The 24,569-nt window shown below is 52.6% G+C and carries 27 protein-coding genes and 2 pseudogenes; 14 read left to right on the top strand and 15 right to left on the bottom strand.

The genetic code is table 11. The features are described 5' to 3' along the window. On the bottom strand, positions 1–429 hold a 429-nt coding region (gene merR, locus N6P30_RS22925; RefSeq protein WP_031623925.1), incomplete at its 3' end, for an Hg(II)-responsive transcriptional regulator. Between the two features lie 70 nt (positions 430–499). On the opposite strand from merR, the pseudogene N6P30_RS22920 reads away from it, so the two are divergent. From N6P30_RS22920 to N6P30_RS22900, 5 genes and pseudogenes are all read left to right on the top strand, one after another. Next, positions 500–712: pseudogene (locus tag N6P30_RS22920) on the top strand (mercuric reductase); the annotation flags it as partial. A gap of 14 nt (positions 713–726) precedes the next feature. Beyond that, positions 727–1,365 (top strand): organomercurial lyase MerB, encoded by a 639-nt coding sequence (gene merB / locus N6P30_RS22915; protein WP_000761850.1) that lies wholly within the window; start codon positions 727–729, stop codon positions 1,363–1,365. A 111-nt stretch (positions 1,366–1,476) separates the two neighbouring features. Beyond that, positions 1,477–1,842, top strand: coding sequence for a mercury resistance co-regulator MerD (merD, locus tag N6P30_RS22910; protein WP_000995361.1), 366 nt, complete (start codon positions 1,477–1,479; stop codon positions 1,840–1,842). After that, the gene (gene merE / locus N6P30_RS22905; RefSeq protein WP_005413392.1) at positions 1,839–2,075 is read left to right on the top strand and encodes a broad-spectrum mercury transporter MerE; all 237 of its coding nucleotides are present in this window, start codon (positions 1,839–1,841) and stop codon (positions 2,073–2,075) included. The genes merD and merE overlap by 4 nt, the downstream gene beginning before the upstream one ends. 15 nt (positions 2,076–2,090) lie before the next feature. After that, entirely contained in the window at positions 2,091–2,411 is a 321-nt protein-coding gene (locus N6P30_RS22900; protein ID WP_010981356.1) for a DUF3330 domain-containing protein, read from the top strand. A gap of 38 nt (positions 2,412–2,449) precedes the next feature. On the opposite strand, the gene N6P30_RS22895 is transcribed toward N6P30_RS22900, so the two are convergent. Genes N6P30_RS22895 through N6P30_RS22880 form a run of 4 tightly spaced genes read right to left on the bottom strand, consistent with a single transcriptional unit; the run spans position 2,450 to position 6,932 of the window. Beyond that, positions 2,450–3,064 carry a recombinase family protein gene (locus N6P30_RS22895; RefSeq protein ID WP_010981357.1) on the bottom strand — a complete coding sequence of 205 codons (615 nt, stop codon included), beginning with the start codon at positions 3,062–3,064 and terminating at the stop codon, positions 2,450–2,452. Positions 3,065–3,124: 60 nt separating this feature from the next. Further along, positions 3,125–4,342, bottom strand: coding sequence for a TniQ family protein (locus tag N6P30_RS22890; protein WP_011405615.1), 1,218 nt, complete (start codon positions 4,340–4,342; stop codon positions 3,125–3,127). Continuing rightward, positions 4,339–5,247, bottom strand: a complete 909-nt coding sequence (locus N6P30_RS22885) for a TniB family NTP-binding protein (protein WP_000393453.1) — start codon at positions 5,245–5,247, stop codon at positions 4,339–4,341. Before N6P30_RS22885 ends, N6P30_RS22890 begins: the two co-directional genes overlap by 4 nt. Positions 5,248–5,249: 2 nt before the next feature. Beyond that, entirely contained in the window at positions 5,250–6,932 is a 1,683-nt protein-coding gene (locus N6P30_RS22880) for a Mu transposase C-terminal domain-containing protein (RefSeq protein ID WP_010791757.1), read from the bottom strand. Between the two features lie 302 nt (positions 6,933–7,234). Here N6P30_RS22880 and N6P30_RS22875 point away from each other — a divergent pair, with 302 nt between their 5' ends. After that, the gene (locus N6P30_RS22875; protein WP_000110241.1) at positions 7,235–8,443 is read left to right on the top strand and encodes a type II site-specific deoxyribonuclease; all 1,209 of its coding nucleotides are present in this window, start codon (positions 7,235–7,237) and stop codon (positions 8,441–8,443) included. A 33-nt stretch (positions 8,444–8,476) separates the two neighbouring features. On the opposite strand, the gene N6P30_RS22870 is transcribed toward N6P30_RS22875, so the two are convergent. Continuing rightward, on the bottom strand, positions 8,477–9,910 hold the full coding sequence (locus N6P30_RS22870) for a DNA cytosine methyltransferase (protein ID WP_001288432.1): 1,434 nt from the start codon (positions 9,908–9,910) through the stop codon (positions 8,477–8,479). A gap of 98 nt (positions 9,911–10,008) precedes the next feature. Between N6P30_RS22870 and N6P30_RS22865 the strand changes: the two are divergent. Then, positions 10,009–10,281, top strand: a pseudogene (locus N6P30_RS22865) (IS1 family transposase); the annotation flags it as partial. 339 nt (positions 10,282–10,620) lie between these two features. Here N6P30_RS22865 and N6P30_RS22860 read toward each other — a convergent pair. Further along, positions 10,621–11,529, bottom strand: a complete 909-nt coding sequence (locus N6P30_RS22860; protein ID WP_001372261.1) for an HNH endonuclease — start codon at positions 11,527–11,529, stop codon at positions 10,621–10,623. 636 nt (positions 11,530–12,165) lie between these two features. Between N6P30_RS22860 and N6P30_RS22855 the strand changes: the two genes are divergently transcribed. From N6P30_RS22855 to N6P30_RS22825, 7 genes are all read left to right on the top strand, one after another. Next, positions 12,166–13,140, top strand: coding sequence for a sensor domain-containing diguanylate cyclase (locus tag N6P30_RS22855; protein WP_001148755.1), 975 nt, complete (start codon positions 12,166–12,168; stop codon positions 13,138–13,140). A 658-nt stretch (positions 13,141–13,798) separates the two neighbouring features. Then, the gene (locus N6P30_RS22850) at positions 13,799–14,005 is read left to right on the top strand and encodes a hypothetical protein (RefSeq protein WP_004153649.1); all 207 of its coding nucleotides are present in this window, start codon (positions 13,799–13,801) and stop codon (positions 14,003–14,005) included. Positions 14,006–14,050: 45 nt separating this feature from the next. After that, the gene (locus N6P30_RS22845) at positions 14,051–14,359 is read left to right on the top strand and encodes a hypothetical protein (RefSeq protein WP_004152336.1); all 309 of its coding nucleotides are present in this window, start codon (positions 14,051–14,053) and stop codon (positions 14,357–14,359) included. Between the two features lie 27 nt (positions 14,360–14,386). Next, positions 14,387–14,716 (top strand): hypothetical protein, encoded by a 330-nt coding sequence (locus N6P30_RS22840; protein WP_004152337.1) that lies wholly within the window; start codon positions 14,387–14,389, stop codon positions 14,714–14,716. Between the two features lie 67 nt (positions 14,717–14,783). Then, positions 14,784–15,140 carry a hypothetical protein gene (locus N6P30_RS22835; RefSeq protein ID WP_004152338.1) on the top strand — a complete coding sequence of 119 codons (357 nt, stop codon included), beginning with the start codon at positions 14,784–14,786 and terminating at the stop codon, positions 15,138–15,140. Positions 15,141–15,146: 6 nt separating this feature from the next. Next, entirely contained in the window at positions 15,147–15,479 is a 333-nt protein-coding gene (locus N6P30_RS22830) for a hypothetical protein (RefSeq protein ID WP_004152339.1), read from the top strand. Further along, positions 15,479–16,261, top strand: a complete 783-nt coding sequence (locus tag N6P30_RS22825; protein ID WP_004152340.1) for a site-specific integrase — start codon at positions 15,479–15,481, stop codon at positions 16,259–16,261. Before N6P30_RS22830 ends, N6P30_RS22825 begins: the two co-directional genes overlap by 1 nt. Positions 16,262–17,152: 891 nt before the next feature. Here the strand turns inward: N6P30_RS22825 and N6P30_RS22820 are convergent. From N6P30_RS22820 to umuD, 8 genes are all read right to left on the bottom strand, one after another. After that, on the bottom strand, positions 17,153–17,383 hold the full coding sequence (locus tag N6P30_RS22820; RefSeq protein ID WP_011977773.1) for a hypothetical protein: 231 nt from the start codon (positions 17,381–17,383) through the stop codon (positions 17,153–17,155). 91 nt (positions 17,384–17,474) lie between these two features. Continuing rightward, positions 17,475–18,104 carry a YkgJ family cysteine cluster protein gene (locus N6P30_RS22815; RefSeq protein WP_072162194.1) on the bottom strand — a complete coding sequence of 210 codons (630 nt, stop codon included), beginning with the start codon at positions 18,102–18,104 and terminating at the stop codon, positions 17,475–17,477. A 224-nt stretch (positions 18,105–18,328) separates the two neighbouring features. Continuing rightward, on the bottom strand, positions 18,329–18,661 hold the full coding sequence (locus N6P30_RS22810) for a hypothetical protein (RefSeq protein ID WP_004152347.1): 333 nt from the start codon (positions 18,659–18,661) through the stop codon (positions 18,329–18,331). Between the two features lie 376 nt (positions 18,662–19,037). Then, positions 19,038–20,012 (bottom strand): ParB family protein, encoded by a 975-nt coding sequence (locus N6P30_RS22805; RefSeq protein ID WP_004152348.1) that lies wholly within the window; start codon positions 20,010–20,012, stop codon positions 19,038–19,040. After that, on the bottom strand, positions 20,009–21,214 hold the full coding sequence (locus N6P30_RS22800; RefSeq protein WP_004152349.1) for an AAA family ATPase: 1,206 nt from the start codon (positions 21,212–21,214) through the stop codon (positions 20,009–20,011). The genes N6P30_RS22805 and N6P30_RS22800 overlap by 4 nt, the downstream gene beginning before the upstream one ends. A gap of 321 nt (positions 21,215–21,535) precedes the next feature. Further along, positions 21,536–22,432 (bottom strand): RepB family plasmid replication initiator protein, encoded by an 897-nt coding sequence (locus N6P30_RS22795; RefSeq protein ID WP_004152350.1) that lies wholly within the window; start codon positions 22,430–22,432, stop codon positions 21,536–21,538. A 400-nt stretch (positions 22,433–22,832) separates the two neighbouring features. Next, positions 22,833–24,104 (bottom strand): Y-family DNA polymerase, encoded by a 1,272-nt coding sequence (locus N6P30_RS22790; RefSeq protein ID WP_004152351.1) that lies wholly within the window; start codon positions 24,102–24,104, stop codon positions 22,833–22,835. Next, a complete protein-coding gene (umuD, locus tag N6P30_RS22785) occupies positions 24,104–24,535 on the bottom strand; it encodes a translesion error-prone DNA polymerase V autoproteolytic subunit (protein WP_004152352.1) in 432 nt (143 codons plus the stop codon). Before umuD ends, N6P30_RS22790 begins: the two co-directional genes overlap by 1 nt. Positions 24,536–24,569: the final 34 nt, after the last annotated feature.

Here is a 24,569-nt window from a genome sequence, read left to right as displayed (position 1 = left end):
TGTGGAAGCCCCTGCCAAGCTCGTTCCACCTTGCAACGACGCAATCAGCGGACACGAAACATTCCCCTGCCGCGAATGGCAGGCGCACACCAGGTCAGACAGCACAGCCTCCATGCGCGCCAAATCGGCCATCTTCTCGCGCACGTCTTGGAGCTTGTGCTCGGCCAGGCTGCTGGCCTCCTCGCAGTGGGTGCCATCGTCGAGCCGCAGCAACTCGGCGATTTCATCCAGGCTGAAGCCCAACCGCTGGGCCGATTTCACGAATCGCACCCGTGTCACGTCCGCCGCGCCATAGCGGCGAATGCTGCCATAGGGCTTGTCCGGCTCGGGCAACAAGCCCTTGCGCTGATAGAACCGGATGGTCTCCACGTTGACGCCGGCTGCCTTGGCAAAAACGCCAATGGTCAGGTTCTCCAAATTATTTTCCATACCGCTTGACTCCGTACATGAGTACGGAAGTAAGGTTACGCTATCCAATTCAAATTCGAAAGGACAAGCCGAGGAAGGTAGCGGACGACTCATTGGGGTACAGGCAGTGGCCCCGGAAGCGGGCGAGCTGATCCAGACGGCGGTGCTCGCGATCCGTAACCGCATGACCGTACAGGAACTGGCTGACCAGTTGTTCCCCTACCTGACGATGGTCGAGGGGCTGAAGCTCGCGGCGCAGACCTTCACCAAGGATGTCAAACAATTGTCCTGCTGCGCAGGATGAAAGGAGATGGAACCATGAAGCTCGCCCCATATATTTTAGAACGTCTCACTTCGGTCAATCGTACCAATGGTACTGCGGATCTCTTGGTCCCGCTACTGCGGGAACTCGCCAAGGGGCGTCCGGTTTCACGAACGACACTTGCCGGGATTCTCGACTGGCCCGCTGAGCGAGTGGCCGCCGTACTCGAACAGGCCACCAGTACCGAATATGACAAAGATGGGAACATCATCGGCTACGGCCTCACCTTGCGCGAGACTTCGTATGTCTTTGAAATTGACGACCGCCGTCTGTATGCCTGGTGCGCGCTGGACACCTTGATATTTCCGGCGCTGATCGGCCGTACAGCTCGCGTCTCATCGCATTGCGCTGCAACCGGAGCACCCGTTTCACTCACGGTTTCACCCAGCGAGATACAGGCTGTCGAACCTGCCGGCATGGCGGTGTCCTTGGTATTGCCGCAGGAAGCAGCCGACGTTCGTCAGTCCTTCTGTTGCCATGTACATTTCTTTGCATCTGTCCCGACGGCGGAAGACTGGGCCTCCAAGCATCAAGGATTGGAAGGATTGGCGATCGTCAGTGTCCACGAGGCTTTCGGCTTGGGCCAGGAGTTTAATCGACATCTGTTGCAGACCATGTCATCTAGGACACCGTGATCGGATATCGACCCAATGTTCTACGGCACCGGCATCGGATTCGCAGCGCGCGGATTGAACTCGGCGAAACGGTATATGCATTGCCGTGAACCGACCAAAAGGAGGTGTTCGATGAACGCCTACACGGTGTCCCGGCTGGCCCTTGATGCCGGGGTGAGCGTGCATATCGTGCGCGACTACCTGCTGCGCGGATTGCTGCGGCCAGTCGCCTGCACCACGGGTGGCTACGGCCTGTTCGATGACGCCGCCTTGCAGCGACTGTGCTTCGTGCGGGCCGCCTTCGAGGCGGGCATCGGCCTCGGCGCATTGGCGCGGCTGTGCCGGGCGCTGGATGCGGCGAACTGCGATGAAACTGCCGCGCAGCTTGCTGTGCTGCGTCAGTTCGTCGAACGCCGGCGCGAAGCGTTGGCCAATCTGGAAGTGCAGTTGGCCGCCATGCCGACCGCGCCGGCACAGCATGCGGAGAGTTTGCCATGAACAGCCCCGAGCGCATGCCGGCCGAGACGCACAAACCGTTCACCGGCTACCTGTGGGGCACGCTGGCCGTGCTGACTTGCCCCTGCCACCTGTCCATCCTCGCTGCCGTGCTGGCCGGCACAACCGCCGGTGCATTCCTTGTCGAGTATTGGGTCATCACGGCGCTCGGTTTGACCGGCCTGTTTCTTCTGTCACTGGCGCGGGCGTTGCGGGCATTCAGGGAAAGATCATGAGCGCTTCCCGGCCGGATGGATGGACTACGGCGGAGGGCCCAAGCGTTCGAGCGCGGGCAAGGCTTTCTGTTCGCAAAGCCGATGCCGGCGGCGGCATTCGCCGTCTTCGTCAGTCAATGGAGGGGTGCCACCATGAATGCAAATGATCCGACCGCCACCAGTTGCTGCGTGTGCTGCAAGGAAATTCCGCTCGATGCCGCCTTCACACCGGAAGGCGCGGAGTACGTCGAGCACTTCTGCGGGCTGGAGTGTTATCAACGTTTCCAGGCGCGGGCCAGCACTGCGACCGAAACGAGCGGCGAACCGAACGCTTGCGGTTCGCCGCCGTCAAATTGAGACAAACCACGCTTTCGCTACGTCGCCTCATGTCGGCATCAAATTCGGCTGAGTAGCTTCTCGCCATCTGGACGTAGCTCGCCCTTGGGTGAAATATGCCGATACAGGGTCTGCCGCGTGATGCCAAGTTCCTGGCACAGGTCGCCGACCTTGGTCTCTGACTGCCCCATTGCCGCCATCGCCAGCCGCAGCTTGGCGGCGGTCATCTTGAACGGCCGGCCGCCTTTCCGGCCGCGTGCCCGTGCTGAGGCCAGGCCCGCCACGGTGCGCTCGGCGATCAACTCGCGCTCGAACTCGGCCAGCGCGGCGAAGATACCGAAGACCAGCTTGCCGGCGGCGGTCGTGGTGTCAATGGCCGCGCCGTGCCCGGTCAGCACCTTGAGGCCGATGCCGCGTCCGGTCAGGTCATGGACGGTATTGATCAGATGGCGCAGGTCGCGCCCGAGCCGATCCAGTTTCCAAACGACCAACGTGTCGCCTGGCCGTAGTGCCTTCAGACAGCTCGCCAGACCGGGACGATCCTCGCGTTTTCCGGACGCTTGGTCTTCATAGAGATGCGCCGGATCAACACCGGCCGCGACCAGCGCATCGCGCTGCAAGTCCGTCGCCTGGGAGCCATCCGCCTTCGATACTCGCATGTAGCCAATCAGCATCTTGTACCTGTCACATATACGTTCGATTATGTGACAGTTTGCATCGGGAAGCTCTGCACGTCAAAATTTGTCACTTAACCCGTCATTCTGTCTAAGGCATGCAAAGGGTAGGCTAGGCTCATAATGTGACAGAAATTCCGGGGGGATGCCTTCCTTCGCGAAGGTGGCGCGCAACTGTTCCAAGGAAGCGGGGTCGCGCCGACCATAGGAAGCCAACGCGAACAGCGAGCGTGCCGTCTCGGGGTTGTGTCGTGCTTCAATGATGGCCTCATCAATGGCCTGGATTGCACGCTGCCAGTGATCGACGGGTTCGGGCTTCGGCGCTTTCGCCGGCAGGCCACTGGTGAACCCGGTTTGGGGCTCGGACCAGAATAGCTTTGCGTGCTCGCCTGGCGGGCTTATATCCCTCACCTCAATCAAGCTGATTGCCGTTGCCGCCGCCTCCAGCATCTGCAACCGTACTGCCGGGTTCAGGGTTTCATACGGTCGCCACAGACTTTGCCCAGCACGCAGCGGATGCCCGCAGCATTCCCAGATTTGGCGGAGATACCCCGCGTAGGTGCCGCACGTCGAAAGCGGGGTGTTCAGCTCATCGAGCAGCGTGCGTAGCAGCCTAAACCACAATCCGGCGTGGATGCGTCGGCGCGGCAACTCCACGTGGCCGGTCGTCAGTGCCTGCCAGGTACGCTGGTCCATCGCCGCAATCGCGTCGCTGGCAGTGCGCGGTTCGGCGTCGGCGTTCTCCCAGCCGAGAAACCGCCCTGGCACGCCCCAATAGGATTCCAGCCAGCAGCCATGCAGTGGGCAGCTCAGCATCAGGGGCAGCTTCCACGCGAGCAGTACGGCTTGGTTCTCCGGATCGTTCAGACAGAGCGGGCAGGCGCGATGTATCGGCTGGCTGGGCAGCCAGGCACGCCAGCTCGTGATGGATCGCGTCCTACGGCGGAGTTTCGGCAGCAGCACCGAGAGCTGGAACGCATAGGTTTCCAATGCATCTGGAATCTGATCATCAAGGCTGTCCAGTAGCCAAGGCACCCAGCCGGCGAAACTCATGCAACGCAGCCGGTCCGGCTCGATGCCGCTCCGCTGGGAGAGCATCGCCAGCAGCGCCAGTGGTGGCGCGGTGTCCAGGTCATCAACCTGGCCGTGACCAAGATCGTGCTCCAGCAGCTCGGACACCTCCATGTGATAGCAAAGGGCCACGCGGTTGAGCCACGAAGACAAGGCTTCGCCTTCCCTGGGAGCCGGATGCAGTGGCCAGTGTGGCGCTGGCTTCACATCAGTTCCCGCTCGAATTGCCGCCGCCGCTCGCTGGGACCGGTGTAATCGGCCATGCTGAGCGTGCGATGGTTGATCGCTTCCTCACCGCTCTCCACGGCAGCGACGGCCGCCGCCATCAACAGGTGCGCCAGCTCGCCGATGGTGCCCTCGCTGCGCGTGAGCAGGTAGCGGGCCATATCCAGCGTGGCAATCGACGAGGGTCGCCGCAGCGGGAGCGAAGCCGCGAAGCTGGCCAGCAGTGAGCAGCAATCGTCGTTGGCCTCCCACACCGGCAGCATCATCGGCTCGAAGCGGTTTTCCAACTGGTCGTCCGAGCGGATCGCCAAGTAGGCATCGCGTGTGCCGACCCCGACCAGCGGGATGCGCAGCTCGTTGCCGAGGAAACGCAGCAGGTTGAGGAATTCCCGGCGGTTGACGCTGTTGCCGGCCAGGACGTTGTGCAATTCGTCGATCACCAGCATGCGCACGCCGACCTTGCGTAGCAGTGCCAGCGCCAATTGCTCCATTTCCGGCAGCCGTGGGCGCGGGCGCAATGGCGCGCCCATCGCGGCAAGTAGCGCGACGTAGAAGCGGATTACCGACGGTTCGGATGGCATCTGCACGACCAGTACCGGAATGTGCTCCTGGTCGGCGTCGGAGCTGGCCGGGTGGGTGCGGCGGAATTTCTCGACGATCATCGACTTGCCGTTGTTGGTTGGACCGACCAACAGCAGGTTGGGCATGCGTTGTTTGTTCGGCCACGCATACAGGGCTTCCAGCCGATTCAGCGCCTCGACTGCTCGCGGATAGCCGATCCAGCGGTCAGCGCGAAGGCGATGGATGCGTTCGTCCGCCGGAAGACGGGCCAAGCCCTGGGCCACCGGCATCAGGTGGGACAAGTCGATGATGGGATATTCTTCCACGGCTACCACTCCTCAATCTGGTCGAACGGTTTGGCAGGTGGCTGGTTGTCTGCCTGCGGGTCAGCCATGTCCGCGTCCGGTGGTGGCGTGGTTTTGAAAAGAACTGCCGTTGCCTTGAGATGCTGGCGTCGATCCGCGTCGCGCCGCGCCTTGCGCGTAGCTTTCTGCGCGGTGGACACGATTTCGCGCATCTGGCCGATCATGCGAAACAGCGCCGACTCATCCACCTGTTCGCGCCCTTGCTGCCGCAATTTCGCCAGCGCCTGTCGTTGTTCCCAGAGGGTGACAGCCGGGTGCGACAAGGTGCGGTATGGAATTTCCAGATAGTGCTGCCCCTCCGGCTCCAGCACCCAAATGCGGCTGATGTCGCGCGGGTCGCGCCGGATCAGGAACGCAGGCAAGCGGTCGCGCCGAGCTATCCACGGCTTGAGCGCATCGGCGTAGTAATGGATGTGGTCGATGACGAAGCCGGTGCGGGTCAGCGTGCGGCGGATGATGGGCAGAAAATCGACCAGAAAAGCCGTGGTGCGAGTGATGACGGTTGGCACGCCGGTCCGCGCGATAGCTTCGGCCCAGCGCGCTGCCGGCGGCTGGAGCAGGCCGTTGTGCACGGAGCCGTGGTAGGTGCCGACCGCCAATGTGAGCCAGCGCTCCAGCTCACGCAGCGTCAGGGCGGCCTTGTTTTCGGAATCGTAGTCGCCGCGCTGGTCAGGGTTGGAGAAGGTCGTCCCTGGCAATTCGTCGTGGATCATCTGCATCGCCGTGCCGATGATCCGTTCCACGATGCCGCCGTAGTGCGGCTGCCCGAGCGGGCGATAGTCAAGCCGGATGCCATGCTGCTCGCAGCCTCGGCGTAGCGCTTCGCTCTTGAACTCGGCCGCGTTGTCCAGGTAGAGCAGCCTGGGCTTGCCGCTCATCGGCCACTCCATTTCTATGTTCAGACCCTCCAGCCAGGGACGCTTGTCGCAGGCGACATGCACAAGGCACAGGCCGACCGAAACAGATGACGGCGCTTCCAGCGTGACGACCATGCCGAGCACGCAGCGGGTAAACACGTCGATGGCGATGGTCAGATACGGACGGCCAATCGGTTGCCGGTCGCGCTCGTCCACCACGATCAGGTCGATGACCGTGTGATCAATCTGCACTTGTTCCAGTGGCGCGGTCACGGCGGGAGGCTCACCACCGACACCTTGCAGGCTGCGGGACGCATCCTGACCTTCCCGGCGGCGAGTGGCCTTGAGCGGATCGAGGCCGGCGATCCGCAGAGCCACGGTGTTGCGCGCCGGCGCCCGCAGCTTTTGCGCTTTGCAAGCCTGCGCGACCTCGCGGTGGAACGCTGCCAGGCTACGCTTCTGCTTGGTCAGGAAGCGCTTTTGCAGCAACTCGCGGATGATGCGCTCAACTGATTCCGGCAAGCGTCCCTTGCCTTTTCCGCCGCCGGATCGGCTGCGAGCCAGGTCCGTCACAAGCCCAGCACCTTGCCGGGCACGGCGGATTAGGACATACACCTGCCGCCTGGACAGGCCAAGCGCGTGAGCAGCGGCATCGGCGGCTTCATGCCCGACCACATCAAGCGCTGCCAGCGGCCCGATGATTTCCGCCCGTTGCCGGGCCTGCGCCCAAGCCGCATCGGGCAGGGTGGCCACGCCTTGCTCGGCAATCAATGATGTGTCTGACGCCATGCTCACACCTCGCTTTGGTGCACACGAGTATTGAGCATAGTCGAGATTGGTGCAGATGACTTCTGATATTGCGTTGTCAGGAGTCGCCTGCACATCTGGCGTTACGCCCCGTCAATTGGTGCAGTCGTCTTCTGAAAATGACAGGCAACTGCTTATAGGGATGTGTCACAGAAACCATCGTTTTTGATACATTAATTTAACCAATAGGTTGCAGATCAAATCGTCTGTAACAGCCTTTCTGGCTGTTTGTATATAATCATGAAAAAATGGTGAGTAGAGTTTCAGGGTAACAGGGGATGCTTATGTCGGTTTTCCACAACTGGCTACTTGAGATCGCATGTGAGAATTACTTCGTCTACATCAAACGCCTTTCCGCCAACGATACCGGCGCAACAGGTGGTCACCAGGTAGGGCTTTATATCCCTTCAGGTATCGTTGAAAAACTCTTTCCGTCTATCAACCATACCCGTGAACTGAACCCTTCGGTTTTTCTCACCGCACATGTGTCATCGCATGATTGCCCTGACAGCGAAGCCCGGGCAATTTATTATAACAGCCGTCATTTTGGTAAAACCCGGAATGAAAAAAGGATTACCCGCTGGGGTAGAGGCAGCCCACTTCAGAATCCTGAAAATACAGGGGCTCTGACGCTCCTGGCTTTCAAGCTTGATGAGCAAGGGGGGGACTGTAAGGAAGTAAATATTTGGGTATGCGCCAGCACTGATGAAGAGGACGTCATTGAGACCGCTATTGGTGAAGTTATACCCGGAGCGCTTATATCCGGCCCCGCAGGACAGATTCTAGGCGGACTATCTCTACAGCAAGCGCCAGTAAATCATAAATATATTCTACCTGAAGACTGGCACCTGCGCTTTCCGTCGGGAAGTGAAATTATTCAGTATGCAGCCAGCCATTATGTGAAAAATTCCCTTGATCCGGATGAGCAACTTCTTGACCGCCGGCGCGTGGAGTACGACATATTTCTATTGGTTGAGGAACTGCATGTTCTGGATATCATCCGGAAAGGATTTGGCTCTGTGGATGAATTTATTGCGCTGGCCAATTCTGTCAGCAATCGCCGTAAATCCAGAGCCGGGAAGTCGCTGGAACTGCACCTGGAGCATCTATTCATTGAGCACGGCCTGCGACACTTTGCGACGCAGGCCATCACAGAAGGTAATAAAAAACCCGATTTCCTTTTCCCTTCCGCAGGGGCTTACCACGATACTGAGTTTCCCGTAGAAAATCTGCGCATGCTGGCAGTCAAGACTACCTGTAAGGATCGCTGGCGTCAGATACTGAATGAGGCCGATAAAATTCATCAGGTGCATCTGTTTACACTCCAAGAGGGAGTTTCTCTGGCTCAATATCGGGAGATGCGGGAGTCGGGTGTCAGATTGGTCGTGCCATCATCGCTGCACAAAAAATACCCGGAGGCGGTGAGAGCTGAGCTAATGACGCTAGGTGCGTTTATTGCTGAGCTGACAGGGCTTTACGCAGATATTCCATAGATTATCTCCCGGCATAAATACCGGGAGGAGCGATCAGATTCGTTCAACCTTGCACGAATCGGCATTAACCGCTTTCAGGATATAAGGTTCAAGCAGTTTGGCTACGGCTTCAAACACGGGCACCACTACGGAGTTACCGAACTGCCTGTACGACTGAGTGTCTGACACAGGAATGCGAAAAGGCCTGCCATCTACTTTTTCAAAACCCATAAGGCGCGCGCACTCTCGTGGAGTCAGCCTGCGGGGCCGATGCGCCTGATTTTCTTCGTTCGCGAAGTCTGTTTCACCTGTGGCCATATCCCAGCCACGGTCTATCAGAATTTCAGACCCGTCTTTGTGATAGCGAGCAGAAAGCGTACGGGCAATGCTTTCTTTATTTTCAGGATTAACGAGGCCAAAACCGAATCCGTTACCCTTAGCTGCGTGCTTTTTGGCGTAGTTATAGAGATACTCCCAGAGTTTCGGCGTCAGTATATATTTGCTGTCAACCACGGGTTCCAGCAGTTCGCCAAATGACGGACGCTGTTCCGGATAAAAACGACTAATATCGCGCAGGGTAAAGCCCTGGTGAATGTTCAGATCACGACGGAAACCGACCAAAACGATACGTTCTCGGTGCTGAGGTAAAAAGTGCTTTCCGTCGATAACTTTAGGATCGTTTTTGCCCATCTCAGCTGCATCCGCAACTTCATAGCCCAGTTCGTCGAGGGTATCCATGATGACTTTAAAGGTTTTACCCTTGTCATGGCTCTTCAGGTTTTTAACGTTTTCAAGAACAAAGATGGCAGGTTTTTTTGCGCGTATAATACGCGCCACATCGAAGAAAAGCGTTCCCTGAGCCTCACATTCGAAACCATGCGCGCGCCCGAGCGAGTTTTTCTTGCTTACGCCCGCAAGGCTGAACGGTTGACAGGGGAAACCTGCTAGAAGTACATCATGATCCGGCACATGCTCATTAATGTAAGCATAGGCATCGTTTTCAGGTACTTCAGGTTTATCACTGAGCGTGACTTCCCGAATATCGAGATTGAAAGTGTGTTCCTGAGCATCGTTAAACCAGTTAGCTTTATATGTGCGCACAGCCTCTTTATTCCATTCACTGGTAAAAACGCACTGGCCACCGATGGTTTCGAAGCCCTTCCGTATACCTCCAATCCCAGCAAACAGGTCAATAAACCGGAAGGCATAGTCAGGGTGATGTGCAGGCGCTTCCGGAAGCATTTTTCGTAGAAGTTCCTCTTCGGCTAACGTCAGCGTCTTAGGTGAGCACTTACCATTAATCCAGCGATTAAGAGTCTCGCGACTCCACTCATTTTTACCAACTTTTCTAAGCAGTTCAGCCACGTACTTCTGGTCATAGATTTCCAGCACCTGCCCGAGCAGCTTTTTATCATTTTCCTGTCGCAGTTGTTCTTCCGCTTCTGCTTTCTCAAGCAGATCCTGCGCCAGTAATTCAAATTCAGACATATTGCCTCCATTGGGTCTTATGGGTGAAACTGTATCACTCATTTGACCCAGATTGAATGTTTTTATCTGGATATTTAAACAGGTTTATTGTTAGGTAACGCACGTTGGCCACGCTGGAGCGTCTTCTGGGCCTGCTGTCGGCCTTTGAGGTCGTGGTATGGATGACGGATGGCTGGCCGCTGTATGAATCCCGCCTGAAGGGAAAGCTGCACGTTATCAGCAAGCGTTACACTCAGCGCATTGAGCGACATAACCTGAATCTGAGACAACATCTGGCAAGGCTGGGACGGAAGTCACTGTCGTTCTCAAAATCGGTGGAGCTGCATGACAAGGTCATCGGGCATTATCTGAACATAAAACACTATCAGTAAGTTGGAGTCATTACCGTACTTAACTAATTAAAAACCCGAATAATTTCGGGTTTTTAATGTAACTTTCTTTTCTGAACGGAAATAATAGTCATACAATTTAATTTTTTTGTAATTATTCCTACTTTTGATCAGGTACTGGACGATGGATAACGACTCCCGCCTGAGAGGGAAAATCTGTCTGGTTACCTGGCGCTATACTTAACCGATTGATCGACATGCCATGCTGGTAAAATATTAAAATCCTCCCCCATAAATCTGAACCACATGACAGGATTGATAGTCAGGCAGTATTTCACATTCATTGCTAAAAATAAAAATAAGCATGCATCTTCTCGAAGATTAATTACCTTCCATCTTGTAAAAAAGAATCAAATCCTCTAATAATATCTCGATTCCCGCTTTTTTTAATACATCTTTCCGCTCGGCATATATTTTCCTCAACATATCTTCAAACCCCTTGCCAAGATGAATTTGTTTATGGCAGTTGCAACATAGTGATATGATATTCTCTTCCACATCCAGTGAATTCTCAAAATAGTCTTGCTTTGACATCGGGACAATGTGATGAGGTTCTGTGTAATTTAGGGGAGAGTTTCGCCTTCTGAACGTTGGATGGTCGCAATTAATTTCACATTTATAATCAGCTTTGTTAAGCGCATTTTTTGAAACAGATTTACTTCTTGGGTATGAGAGTCCATTTTTGACTTCTATTGCAGCTTTCTTAGGTTTCGCTTTTTCGCTATACTCAAATGTCTGAGTAACGTCAAAGTGATTACTTTCTTCTAGAGCAGTGATCAAATCATTATCTGAGTAAAAATCAATGCTTGAGCTTTCGTTCGTACTAAAAAAATCTAGTTCTTTTATTGCCTGAACAAGTTCTTCACGGATAGTCCATAAATTTCGCTTTGGGTTTCCTTTAATTTCTCTACTTTTCATGACTGTAATGAATTTTGTCCCGGAAGCAATCTTTCCGACTCCTTTAACCTCGAATCGGCCAAGCTGCTTCTGAACTCTTCCACCCAACCCATTGATTACACCATTAGCACTCATACTGTGCAGGTCGTACTTCTTGCCGATATCGAAACATGTACAGGAATGGTCTGGCTCAATGAACCATTTTTTTAACGCTGCAATACTTTTGTCATCAAAAACTTTTTTATCCCTTAATAAAATCTTCCATTCTTCAACGCTAATATCTATATCACAGACGTATTCACCATCAATTACTTCACATATTTTTTCAATCATGTCCATAACTCTCTTGTAACACAGGCTTTGTAATAATGTAAAATCCGTTACACGGCGTTGTATGTAATGTCATTGTCTCTTGGACTCCTACAGTCCAAAACAACTTTGTGTTTTGTTGTCCAAAAACTTTTTGTTGCCGTGAGTTCTCACTGAGATAAATCCCGCCTTGAGCGTATCACATCAGCAGACTTCCTCTCAACCTTATGGACTTAACCCGGTCATTCTTCACGACAAAGAAAGTACGGCATTTTACATGACGAAGAGACGGTCTCAGCTTCACATGACCGGATAACATTTTTAATGTACTTCATTATTACGGCACGGGTGTTCAACGAGTATTTTTAAATATTAATCATTTTGTTTAACGGGTGGATACCTACAAATTTTAACATTTACTAATCAAGATAGCAGTTATACGTACTTTCCCGGCAAAAATCCTGAGGTTTACAGATTCCCTCACCGTAACAGACCCGGTCATTCCCCTGGTCCTCCGGAGAGTCTGGTACGAGTGATAAACGTGAATTCCTGTACCTGAAGTTCAGCCGCTGGCAGATAAGTCGTGAACTATAATTACACTCAGTCAGATCCAAACACCTTTTCATCTGCATATATACTTTGTACATACCAGGAGATTACATGCAGGCACCCGGTATACCGGAGAATGAAGAACAGAGGCTGAAGTCCCTGTATATTACCGGCCTTCTTGATACCCGTGACGATGAGCGTTTTGAACGCCTGACGCGGCTGGCCCGCAAAGCCTTTCAGGTCCCGGTGGCCCTGATAAGCCTGCTGGATCGCGAGCGCCAGTGGCTCTTCGCCTGCCAGGGCGTCGGCGTGCGCGAAACTCCACGTGATATTTCGTTCTGCGGACACGCCATTCTGCAGGAAGGGCCTTTTATCATTCACGATGCGGCTGCCGATGCGCGATTTCACGATAATCCCCTGGTTACCGGTGAGCCACACATCCGGTTCTACGCCGGCCAGCCGGTGAGCCTGCCGGACGGCACGGTGGCCGGCACGCTGTGCCTGATCCACACCGTTCCCCGCGCCTTCACGGATGAGGACATTGCGTCCCTCCGGGACCTGGCCTGTATCGTGGAGGACGAATTCGAGGCCATCAACATGGCTATGACGGACAGCCTGACGGGCATTCCCAACCGGCGCGGGTTTTACCGCGCCGGCGACAAACTCTTCCGCGCAATGAACCGGCAGGATGCGTCGTTCAGCCTCATCTATTTCGATCTGGACAGGTTCAAACCGGTTAACGATCTCTGGGGACACGCTGAGGGTGACGAGGTGCTGAAGATCTTTGCCGGCTTTTTACATCAGCACCTCGAACCGGGCGAAATAGCAGGCCGCCTCGGCGGGGATGAGTTTGCCGCCCTGATCCGGCGAAACGGGAATACCGGCTCTTATCTTCATGCGCTGAGTGCCAGTCTCGATCATTACAATGACACCTCGGGCAAGCCCTACAACATCAATTATTCCTTTGGCGAACTGATCAATAACGCAGACCAGTACACGACGCTGGCGGAGATGATCGGCAAATGTGACGAAGTGATGTACCTGAAGAAAAAACGAAAGACCCTCTCCCGGAAAACAGAACCGTGACGTTCTCCTTCCCGGCTGATCCCCTGACCCGGGGTTCAGCCGGACGGCATGAACAATATATTTAACCGCAGGACGCTTAAAGTCATTTATATTTGCTCATGGTGCAATAGTCCACTCATCGCAACAATTACTCGTTTTTTGTGTCCATGCTGCAATAATTCCTCTTCTCCACTTCTGAGATCCGAAAAAAGCTAGTTCCGGATCTTCTTTTCCTTCTCCGGGGCTCAGCGGCCCCCTGACACAAGATGTAGCGGTGTATTCAGCTGCTGATGACGCTATATGTTGTGTCATACCCCTGCCCCGCGACCGCCCGCTCACCCCCATAAAAGGGCGGTGTGGTTATTCCGTGCGCATGGTACACTTCCGGAAAGTTGTTATACGACAGAAAGTCGGATCATCGCGAAACGGCCATTCGGTAATTTAACAGCGTGGCTATAAGGATGGTTATTATCAGTGCAGTGATAATTGCTCTCATGATGATTGCTGATGGGGTAATTACTCCCTAAACAGTGCCGCGTAAAGCATTACCCTGTCGGTATTATCGGGCGGGGCATTAATTAAAGGGAAGGCATATGCAACCGAACCTATTGCGCTCGTTCTGTACACCGTTCTGGTGGCAGGACTGGCCATCGCCGGAACGATTCTTTACGAAAGCTATGTGTCCGCACCGGATCTGGCTGATGACATTGCCAACGGCCGCAGCCTGACGAACCGGTGTGTGGAAACCTCCCGGACCGGTCATGTAGTGCAGCTGGAGTGCCAGGCGATGAGTCTGCGTGTGACGACGGCGGATTATGCGCGCGCCGTCAGAGCCTGGGAGCTGACCGGTGAACGCCGGGAGACAGCCCCGACTAGCGCAAACTGACAACCGACGGGGCGGGATTTTTAAGCAATTTAAGGAAGCAAAATTATGGGAATGTTTGATACGGTCAGATTCCGGTACCGGATGCCTGACGGAGTCACCGGGACGGACTTTCAGACCGACGACCTGGACTGCGAGTGTGAATTTTACGAGATTTCCGCTGAAGGCCGCCTGCTTCGCTGGATGGGTGACGGTACGCGAACCGATACCTGTTTTGACGGGATGCTGACCCTCAGTGCCGATGACGGTTATCACCTGTATTTTGAGCACGGGACACTGGCGTGGATCGAGGTGTACTCGCAGGGCGACAGGCGCTGGCCTTTTGAGCCTGGCCGTTTTATGACAGACCTGGCCTGACGGGGTTTCTCAATACAAGGAACGCGAATGTGTAATTTATGCAGGGCGGACGGGAATTATTTCCATACGCCGGAATGTGTGTATGACCAGCTGGTCAGTGAGTACCCCGTGATGTGGCTGCGGGATTCGACCCGGATTGGCGCCTGCTACACCCTCCGTGAACTGCTGTCGCCGGAAGGGATGGTGCTGGCCATACAGAACGCGCCTCCCGTGACGGGATGGCGGCTGCGCATGCAGTATAACGAGGCCATTGATGAAGAGATTAACCCGCAGCGCGGGGACTGTACCGAGCTACTCTCCAGGACGGACGCCCTGCTTGTCTTCCGGTCGCTGCAGGATGATACCGCGTCAGCTTAGACGGTCGGACCACGCAACAACCCAGATGAACAGAACCGATGATGAACCACGGACAGAAGCGGACGTGATGGCCACCGCTTTCAGCACCATGCGCAAGTACGGCATGAATATCCTCACCGCCACCCAGCATATGGATATTAATGCTTACGTGAAATCCGATCCGCGGATGCCGAGAATGCGGCTGCGCCGCTACCTGGGCCAGTACGGTCTGCGCGGTGAGGCGCTGAACAGGGAGGTCAGGCGTATAGTTGCCGGACCAGAACGACGCGACAGCACGCTGCAGGTAGGGATTTACTATACGTGGCCCTATGGCTGGGAGCCTGCGGATTTCACGCCGATGATGAGGCGTATTTTTCGCGGCAAGCGCACCCGTCATGTGATGTTGTTTGATGAACTGCCTCAGCTGTTTGGCAAATCAGGATAAGCCGGAATGAACCATGACCTGATGGCTGTTTATGCAGCCAGTGAGATCGTTGAGCTGCTGACGCTGTGCCAGGAACTGCAGTCGGAAAAGGACGGCCGGGAACGACCGGCGCCCGGCGCATACTCCCGCGATGAGGATGCGTTTGCCGAACGTATCCGTTCCGCATGCGGGCACGCCCTGTTGTTGCGCCGCCTGCTGCCGGTAACTACGACCCTGAGCGCTATCGGCGCCGAGATGGAACGCCGGGGAGAAATCAGTGTGCTCCCGGGCGAGGATTACGCGCAGAAGGCCCTGGCACGACTTACAGTGCAATACCTCTCCACCGGGGGCAATAAATAATGATACCGGCAATACCAGGCCAGGGCGTTTCATTTTCGGCCGCGCAGCTGCCGGTGGCCATCGATTACCCGGCCGCGCTGGCCCTGCGACAGATGGCGCTCGTTCAGGACGAGCTGCCTAAATACCTGCTGGCGCCGGAAGTGAGCGCCCTGCTCCACTACGTGCCCGATCTGCACCGCAAGATGCTGCTGGCCACCCTGTGGAACACCGGCGCCCGAATTAACGAAGCGCTGGCGCTGACCCGGAGTGATTTTTCGCTGACGGCGCCCTACCCGTTCGTGCAGCTGGCCACGCTCAAGCAGCGGACCGAAAAAGCCACCAGAACGGCCGGCCGAGCTCCGGCCGGTAGCCAGCCTCATCGTATCGTTCCGCTTTCCGATGCGAACTATGTCAGCCAGCTGGAGATGATGGTGGCCACGCTTAAAATTCCGCTGGAGCGCCGTAATAAACGCACAGGCAGAACCGAGAAGGCACGCATCTGGGAAATTACCGACAGAACGGTCCGGACCTGGATAAGTGAAGCCGTTGATGCGGCTGCCGCCGACGGGGTGACGTTTTCGGTACCGGTTACCCCGCACACGTTCCGTCACAGCTACGGGATGCACATGCTGTATGCCGGCATCCCGCTGAAGGTGCTGCAGAGCCTGATGGGACACAAGTCGATCAGCTCGACGGAGGTCTACACGAAAGTGTTTGCGCTCGATGTCGCGGCACGGCACCGGGTGCAGTTCCAGATGCCAGGCGATGAGGCGGTGGCGCTGCTGAAGGGAAATGGCAGGTAACATCTGTCAGTGCTCACCTCCCGGCACAGGCTGGGGTATTTGTGCAAGAATAATAAATACGACCAAGCAAAATATTTTCTGGACATTTATTCCGATAGTGCCGAAATGTCCAGGGAGAAAAGCATTTTTTGTGTATCTGTTGTTTATTGCAGATGAACCCGATGATGTCTTCTTTTACTGGACAGAATCACCTGATCGTCCAGGTGGGCGCGGGAATTAAACGAGGGGCATAAAAAATGCCGCTGGCACGGTCTGACTGATGAGTTTATGCCTTGCTACAAAGACTGAACGGCATGACCATACTCGTTTCTGGTCTTGCATATCTGCCACGCTTTTTATAGCGGAGATCCCTGTCAGCTATCTTGAATAACGTCCGGTCACGGGGTGATCGTCGCATTAATGGCTTTCGTTGATAACGTTCCGGCCACGGAAGAGAAGAAGCAGAAAGATAACGCTCCTTCCGAGAACAGTCTTCTTTCTGATAAGCAACCATCAACCTGAAAACTGTCGTCATAGGATATTCCTTTTCCTACCAATTCATTAATTTTACCAGGCCAGATCCCGCACAGCCAGCAGAACTGGACGGAATGACCTGAATGTCTAACTGCGCTGGGAATTAAATGAGGAGTAGTAGAAAGGCCACTGGCGCGACATTAGTTCTTTTTAATAAATAGAAAATAGGCAACTATGCCTACACCTATACAGATAGGTGCATAAAACAGAAAATCATTATTGAACATGATTCACCTGATTATGAATGGGGAATAGATATTGTGTGATTAGTATACCAAGCCAGATCCCGCGCTACCAGCAGAACTGGACGCAATCACCTGAATGTCTAACCGCGCGGGGAATTAAATGAGGGGCGTAAAAACAGGCCGCAGACCCGGCCTATTGCTCTGGAAATTCAGGTATGAGATCCATGAAACGTGTTCCGTCAGCATCTCTGTCAGGATTATCTGAATCTCTGGTGAGTTGATACCACAACCAAAATGCACCATTAAAAGCTGCCACCAACGCTTCAGATCTCTCAGGGCTAGCTTGTGCATCAGCTACATACTGATTGAGCAGGCGTTCAGTTGTATCGGTAATAACCTGGTACGAATATATTTCCCCTGGCATAAACAACCTCTCTTCTAAAAAATCAGGTCCATATTACCAGGCCAGATCCCGCGCAGCCAGCAGAACTGGACTGAAATATTTCCATGCCTGGCTATTTTATTCCTTTATGATTCCCAAAGAAGAATCTGATATCACTCTTCTTCCTCTTCCCATTTAGATGGTCAATATATTTTCGAAACTGATAAATTATATTTATGTCTTGACCACCTAAACTCCCATATGTCCTATGAGGTTCGTTTGGTGTTTCGCAGTACTTAGGGTTATCTACTGTGAAAAAGGTTCTACAATTGAAAGGTCGATATTCATATATGGAGCAGATTCCATCAATTAAAAATGGGCAATCTGTATTGGTTTTTAATTTTCTTTGCTTGTTAGATACAATTCTGTGGGATGTGTTTTTTTCTATAAAACTTGCTTCTAATGCCGTCATTTCGACACCTATTTTGCAACAGGCGCTGCAACCTTTCTGACATACTGTAAAGGTTGATGCAAACTCGCCAAAAGTATCAAGAAATCCATAAATCAAACTAATTTCCAAAAATGGATTATTCTTAACAGAATCCAGCTTCACCTGAAGAGTCTGACAGGCAGCTATGACGTTTTCAGGGATGTCTGGTAATACTCTTGTTTCATCCCTTTCAATGTATTTCACTTCAATTATTTCATTTTTTTTTGGGAAAAAACGTTGTAAAAGACGTTGTAAAAAATTAATCCATTTCAAAATAACTCCTTAGGCATGACATGAAGCAGCTGCACATTGCAAAAGCAGATTAAACGACACGGATCCAGTAGGCTGGTTCAACAACCCAAACTCCGCAATCATATGCGATAGCCCTACGATGGCGGTTCATCAGCCAGAACGTCCAGGCGACAAACCGACTATTTCCACTATAGACGGTTCTATCCCCATCCAGCATGACAGAATAGCGAGGCTTTTTGTCCATATTATGATTCCTTATGTTGTTTACCTGGAATTATCGGAGCATCCAGGTGGCAAGGCAACTCTGTATCAGAGGATATTTTACCCCGCGCAACCAGCCATGCGCGACGTTGTTCCAGCCATGTTTTGAAAGCGGGTGTCGCTTCGACTTTTTTCACTTCCTTCTGTTTCCAGGCTTTTACCGGGCCTGCACTGAGCGGCGCACCGAGAAATTCACTGATCGCCTTGTCAGTCCAAAGACGAGCTTTCAAGCCACGTTTACTTATCCACTCAGCATGCCATTCATTGCTCGCTTGGGCTCGTCTATCTACTGCATTGTAATAAAGCCTCACGGTCATGGCACATCTCCTTGTACTTCTACATCATGAATGGGTTTGGCATAGAGGGACCAAAGAAAAATACAATGATTGAGGTAAGGATAAAACAGGTTAACCAGAGCCATTCAAGTTTCCAAGGTCTGAATAATTGCCAGATAAATCCGGCCGCGATAGTGCCGCAAACAACACCACCAATTAGAGCTTCAGAAATTGTCGAGTGTTCCATTGATTTTGTTTCTCCAAAAATTACGCCATTGTGCTTTATAAAACTACAAGCGATGCGACAGGGAATTTCATACTGAAAGAAATCACAAAAAACCTAGTTTTTTAGATAGTTAGGGCTGAAAATGTAGTGGGAACTTTTTAGTGGAGTCACACATTAAATTCCCACATTTTTTTATTTTTCGAAGGACTGCATGTTGCCCATAACCAGCCTGATGGCCTTATCTAACTCAGCCTGAACTGAAGCAGGAAGACGGGCAAATTCATAGGTCACTAAGCGTTTAGACGGATCGGTTTTCTTCCGGGCAAACTGCTTTTTGTCTTCAAACTCACGTAGCTTTTCAGTTTGTACAGTTTTCACTGGCGCTGGCTTCAGCTGCTTCGAATGGCGTTTAAAAGAGTCCATAATTAGCGACTTACTTACGCTTTCAACTTTTGCTGCACTGATGTCTGCCTGCACTTTTCCGAGCAAATCAGACAGAGGCACACCTTTGCTATCTAAGTCCTCTGAAATTTTTAACAGCAGCTGGTAATCAGCAAGGGAGAGTTCATTGATAACCGGGAATAACTCGACCATTTCAGCTGGCACAGAAGCAGCTTGAAACGCTCGGGAAACGCTTGCCGGTGAGACGTCCTCTACGCGCGCAATTTCATCCTTAGACATGCCATTTGCGTACATAAATTGATATCTTTGACCTATCTCACGAAGCGTATGCTCACGCGCGGTCTGAATGTCTTTGGCAAGCTGACGAGCATCTTCAAGACTTATCTCATCTTCTGTAACCAGAATTTCGAATTTCGCGCCACTGAAGATACATGCCGCCCGGCGCCGGGAACCATCTAACACTTCAATACAACCGTTAATAACTCGGCCGATTGCTGGGAAAAATTGCTGCAGGTTGATAGTTCGCGTTATGTCGCTCACTGACTCAGGGGTTACATACCTTTGGTCGCGACCGTTAACAGCTGGATCCACAAATGTCTTCTCTTCAATATCACCATTCAAAATGGTTGAGAGGGTGAACTTGGCCTGATTACCGGACTTAAGGGTGAATACCTTCTCTGCTTCTTTGGTTTCGAGGCTACGGATAAAATCTGAGCTATCACTACCTAAAATGTTTCGCCCGCGAGCTACTATTTTTTTCTTCACGCTGATTGGCTCCTCAGGAATTCAATACGGTCAAACACAGCCTTCGTAAAATGCTCTGCTTCTGTACGCGCTTTTTTTAACGCGTCGTTGCTACCGGGATAAGATGCTGGGTTGGCACTAATAATCGTATCAAACGTTTCTCCGCAACGTTCAAAGCCATCCAGGCGGGGCAGGGAAGAGTCCAGTATGCTGCTTGTGTAGACTTCACGAGCAAGGCTATGTGAAACCAGATGATCGGGCTTGCCAGTCATTTTCGACATAAAACCAATACTGGCAGCCAGACGCGGTTCAATGCCTTCTTCTTCCAGCGTTTCCAGCATTTCAGGCAAGCGGGTAAGGTATTTCAACGTGGAATGGAAATCGACTTGCGCCGGCGGAGTAGGGGTGAGAATAAGGTCACTTGCCGCCAAACCGTTTAGTAAAAATGGATCGAGGTGCGGACCTGTATCAATCAGGATGAAATCGTAGTCATCAGCCACACGATCGATAATTATTTTGCGAAGCACTTCGTACTGGTTTACGCCCGGCAGGTGCTCGCTAACCAGCTCCTTCCATGCGCTGGCTACAAAACCATCATCAATAGAAGCAGGAATAACATCTACACCTGGAATGATGGTTGGCCGTATCACTTCGTTACGCAGGGTTTCAGCATCGACATCGTTTAGCATCGCTTGCGCGGCGGTTTCAAGAATGGAACCAATACTGTGCGTGTGATCGAGGAACATGGTGCTGGATGCCTGCGGATCAAGGTCAATAACCAGAATACGCAGATCGTGACGCAATAAATCCTGATGCACTCGCAACGCGTGCGCCAGCGTTACAGTTGATACGGTTTTGGATACGCCACCTTTCAAGTTAACGACGAAAATAACGTAAGGCGATTGATGGATTTCACGATACTTCGGGATCTTGCGGTGGGCGTAAATATCAATAACATTCTGTACTGTAAGAGCATATTGCTCAACATTTCCGACGCGTTTCTTGTTGAAATCGTAGCCTGCATCTTCCATTTCTTTAATGGCCTGCTCCACGATGCGACGGCTTAGCTTGGGTAATTTGGCTACTGCGTTCCGGGTAAATGTCTGGAAGTATTCTGTAAGGTTAAACTCTTTGCGTTGATCTTCAATGTCCCGGCTCATTGACTCAAGCAATATGCCAGCTCGTCGCGCTATCGAGCCTACTCCACCGTAATCTCGTTTCATTCTGTTCTCCATGATGTTTTCAATGTAGAGGACATTGATTGTACAGCTCGGAGTGTACAACAAATACCGTGACGTGCAAGAAATTATTGATATTGGTGTTTTTGTTGCACGTTCAGCGAGTGACTCAAAGGCTGAACGCTGATACATGTGTTTATAAATCGGCTCGGAAGTGAGCAAACAGGTGTGTTTACAAAGCGGAAACAATATGAGAGGGAATAGATGTGTTTATAAAACGGATGCTGATGCTGTGTTACCGGGAAAACAGCAAACACTCGCAGTCACTGCGGCACATATCCGCTTTACAAACACAGTCAGGCGCTTTTACTCTCCATCTTTTAAGGCTTCAGACATAGCCTTAATGTCTGGCCTAGGCGTGCGACGGGTTATGATTAAGTGCCATTCACCATCCTTTTTAACGACATCGCCATCTAAATAACCGACCGCTTTAAGCTCGTCTATAGCCTTGTTAATCACTCGATTCTGCTGGTTATTGGGTGAGGTAAGCATTAGGCGACGTTTAATACGCGCGAACGATAGTGGTATTGGTCGCTCAGGAAGGCTCTCAATGAAAGTGTATAGGGCCTGTGCTGTCCCTTTGTTCGCAAGTTGCCGGATTATAAACATCTGCAGAAGCACCTGACGGTCGAATTGATAAAGCTCCCAAAGAGACTCATCGGCGGTAAGTTCCATGATGTCGTCTTTTTCGTCCCACTTACCACGACTTAACAGACCAGATACAACACCATTCCGATCCTTTTCTGAGGCAAGCTTGATAGTTGTGCTGCGAAGACGAATAAGAGAGTCGGCCAAGCGCGTTCTGAGTCCTTTATCTTTGTCCTTTGAGCTAAACCCGCAGAATGTAGCAAACTCGCTGAATGGAAGTTCAATGGTGCTGCTGTTTAAGCCATATTTCGAAAACGCGAGAATGATGCCAACCCACACCTTGAAGTCAGTCTCCATCGAAAGTCGTGGGCCGGTAATACGGATGTCTGTATAACCTTCGGCTCTTGCCAACTCTAAGCTTTGAAGTTCGCTACTCGCATCAATACTGATATTTTCTGTGTCCTTTCCTTTTCGTTTTAAGGAAGGTAGAAACAGACCTAAGCGCATCAAAGCTACAGGCTGGACAGTAGCGTTTCTGGAAGGCATGAGCTTCTTATTTTCATCGATTTCTACGAGAACCGATTCAAGTGATAGATCTACACTTTTCTTATACATAAGGACTTATCCACAGTTAAAGGATCATCCACAGACACAGCATGCGTAATCCCATTTATAAACACGCGCAATCCGTTTTATAAACACATATATCCGCTTTGTAAACACAGAATACCGATTTACAAACACAAATATCCGACTTATAAACACATGAAATGGCTGTTAGCCTATGCATGGCGCGGTTTTCAACGTACCGGGATCTGTTTGGATCATTATATGGATCTTTGCTGGATCAGATATTTGGATCTGCCCGGTGGATAACTGGATAAGTTGTCCATTTAACTTCGAGCGTAAGCAGAATTTATCCGTGCAGTTCCCTGGTGCTTCCTCGCTCACTCGCGGGCTTCGCCCTGTCGTTCGGCTGCGGCGAGCACTACTGGCTCTCTCTGAAAAGCGAAATTTAACTGATCCTCGCTATGGGGATATCTTTCCAGCGGGTGGTGTACGCAGGGGAGAGCATGTCGCGTTTCATTTGCCATGATGGCGCTATCCCTCGTCCGGCAAACCAGAGCTGTCCCAGCCCGGAATGATTAATGCCATCGAGAACCTTCATCAGCTCAGCGCTGTGAGGACGTGGAGGACGTTCGTCGAACAGCTGCAGCTGCGAAACACCGGAGCCGGTGAAGTCATTCAGCATCACACCGGCTTTGGCATACCGGTGCCCGTCCTTCCAGATACGCTCCAGAGCCGTTGTGGCGGCCGCAATGATGTCCCGGGTGTCCTGAGTGGGGGTAAGCAGTTTCTCCGTGGCCACGTTGCCATAGTAAGGCTCTTTAACGGCGAACGGAGACGTTTTGATGAATACGGAAATATGCCGGCAATACTGGCGCTCTTTACGCAGCTTTTCTGAGGCCCGCTCTGCGTACTGACAGACAGCCTGGCGGAGCGAATCGTACTCCGTGATTTTCTCTCCAAAACTGCGGCTGCAGACGATCTGCTGCTTTGTTGGCGGGGCTTCCTCAAGCGACATGCAGCTTTCCCCGTTCAGTTCGCGTACCGTTCGCTCAAGGACTACGGAGAAATTTTTGCGGATAAAGGCCGGGTTCGTCAGGGCCAGATCGAGCGCGGTTTTGATGCCCAGAACATTGAGCTTGCGTGCAATACGGTTTCCCACGCCCCAGATCTCTTCGACCGGCTGCAGTGAAAGCAGTTTCCGCGTTCGCTGTGGATTCCCCCGGGTGAGTGCGAGCACACCACGAAACTGTTTCCACTCCTTTGAGGCCCACTGGGCTGATTTTGCGAGGGTTTTCGTTGGTCCGGCGCCCACACCGATGGTCAGACGGGTACAGTCATACACGTGCTGTCGCAGCTGCCGGCCGAAGTCCTCCAGGTCCATGCAGTGCTCCACACCGGTCAGATCGAGGAACATCTCGTCAATCGAATACTGTTCCACCCCCGGAGCCAGTTCCTCCAGGCAGCTCATCACGCGCGCCGACATGGATGCATAAAGTTCATAGTTGCTGGAGAACGCGTATATTTTTTCCGGGTATCTTTCGTTTTTCATCTGAAACCACGGCGTACCCATTTTGATCCAGGGCTTTGCCTCGGCACTTCTCGCGATTACGCAGCCATCGTTATTGCTGAGCACCACAACCGGCTTTCCTTTCAAATCCGGGCGGAAAACACGTTCGCAGCTGGCATAAAAGCTGTTCACATCGGCCAGGGCAAACATCAGTACATCTCCCTCGGGCGGTGGATGATGTGCGTGACGACGCCAAAGATATCCAGATCGTCCGGGTCGGGATAAATCGGCGACCAGGCGGCGTTCATGGGCTGCAGCGTCAGTCGTGGCGTCAGCAGCAACCGTTTGACCGTAAACTCCCCCTGCACGCTGGCCACAACAATATCGCCATGCCGGGGCTTCTCGGCACAGTCCACAACCAGCAGATCGCCATTGTAAAGGCTGCCGTCGGACATACTGTCACCGCTGGCGCGAAGGTAGTAAGTCGCGCTCGGATGCCGTATGCAGTAATCATGGAGATCCAGGTCAGACTCGACGTAGTCAGCTGCAGGGCTGGGAAAACCGCAGCTGGCCAGGTCTGCAAACAACGGATGGGCCTGTGGCGGGAGTTCTTTCCCGGTGCTGAAAAGCTGCAGTTTCATCTTTCCTCCTGATGTCTAAATATACTGGTTATAC

The organism is Enterobacter sp. PL1 (assembly GCF_945957325.1).
GTDB classification, from domain to species: Bacteria; Pseudomonadota; Gammaproteobacteria; order Enterobacterales; family Enterobacteriaceae; genus Enterobacter; species Enterobacter roggenkampii.
The sequence above is the reverse complement of the archived record's forward strand: the minus strand, read 5'-3'. Positions and strand labels throughout refer to the sequence as shown.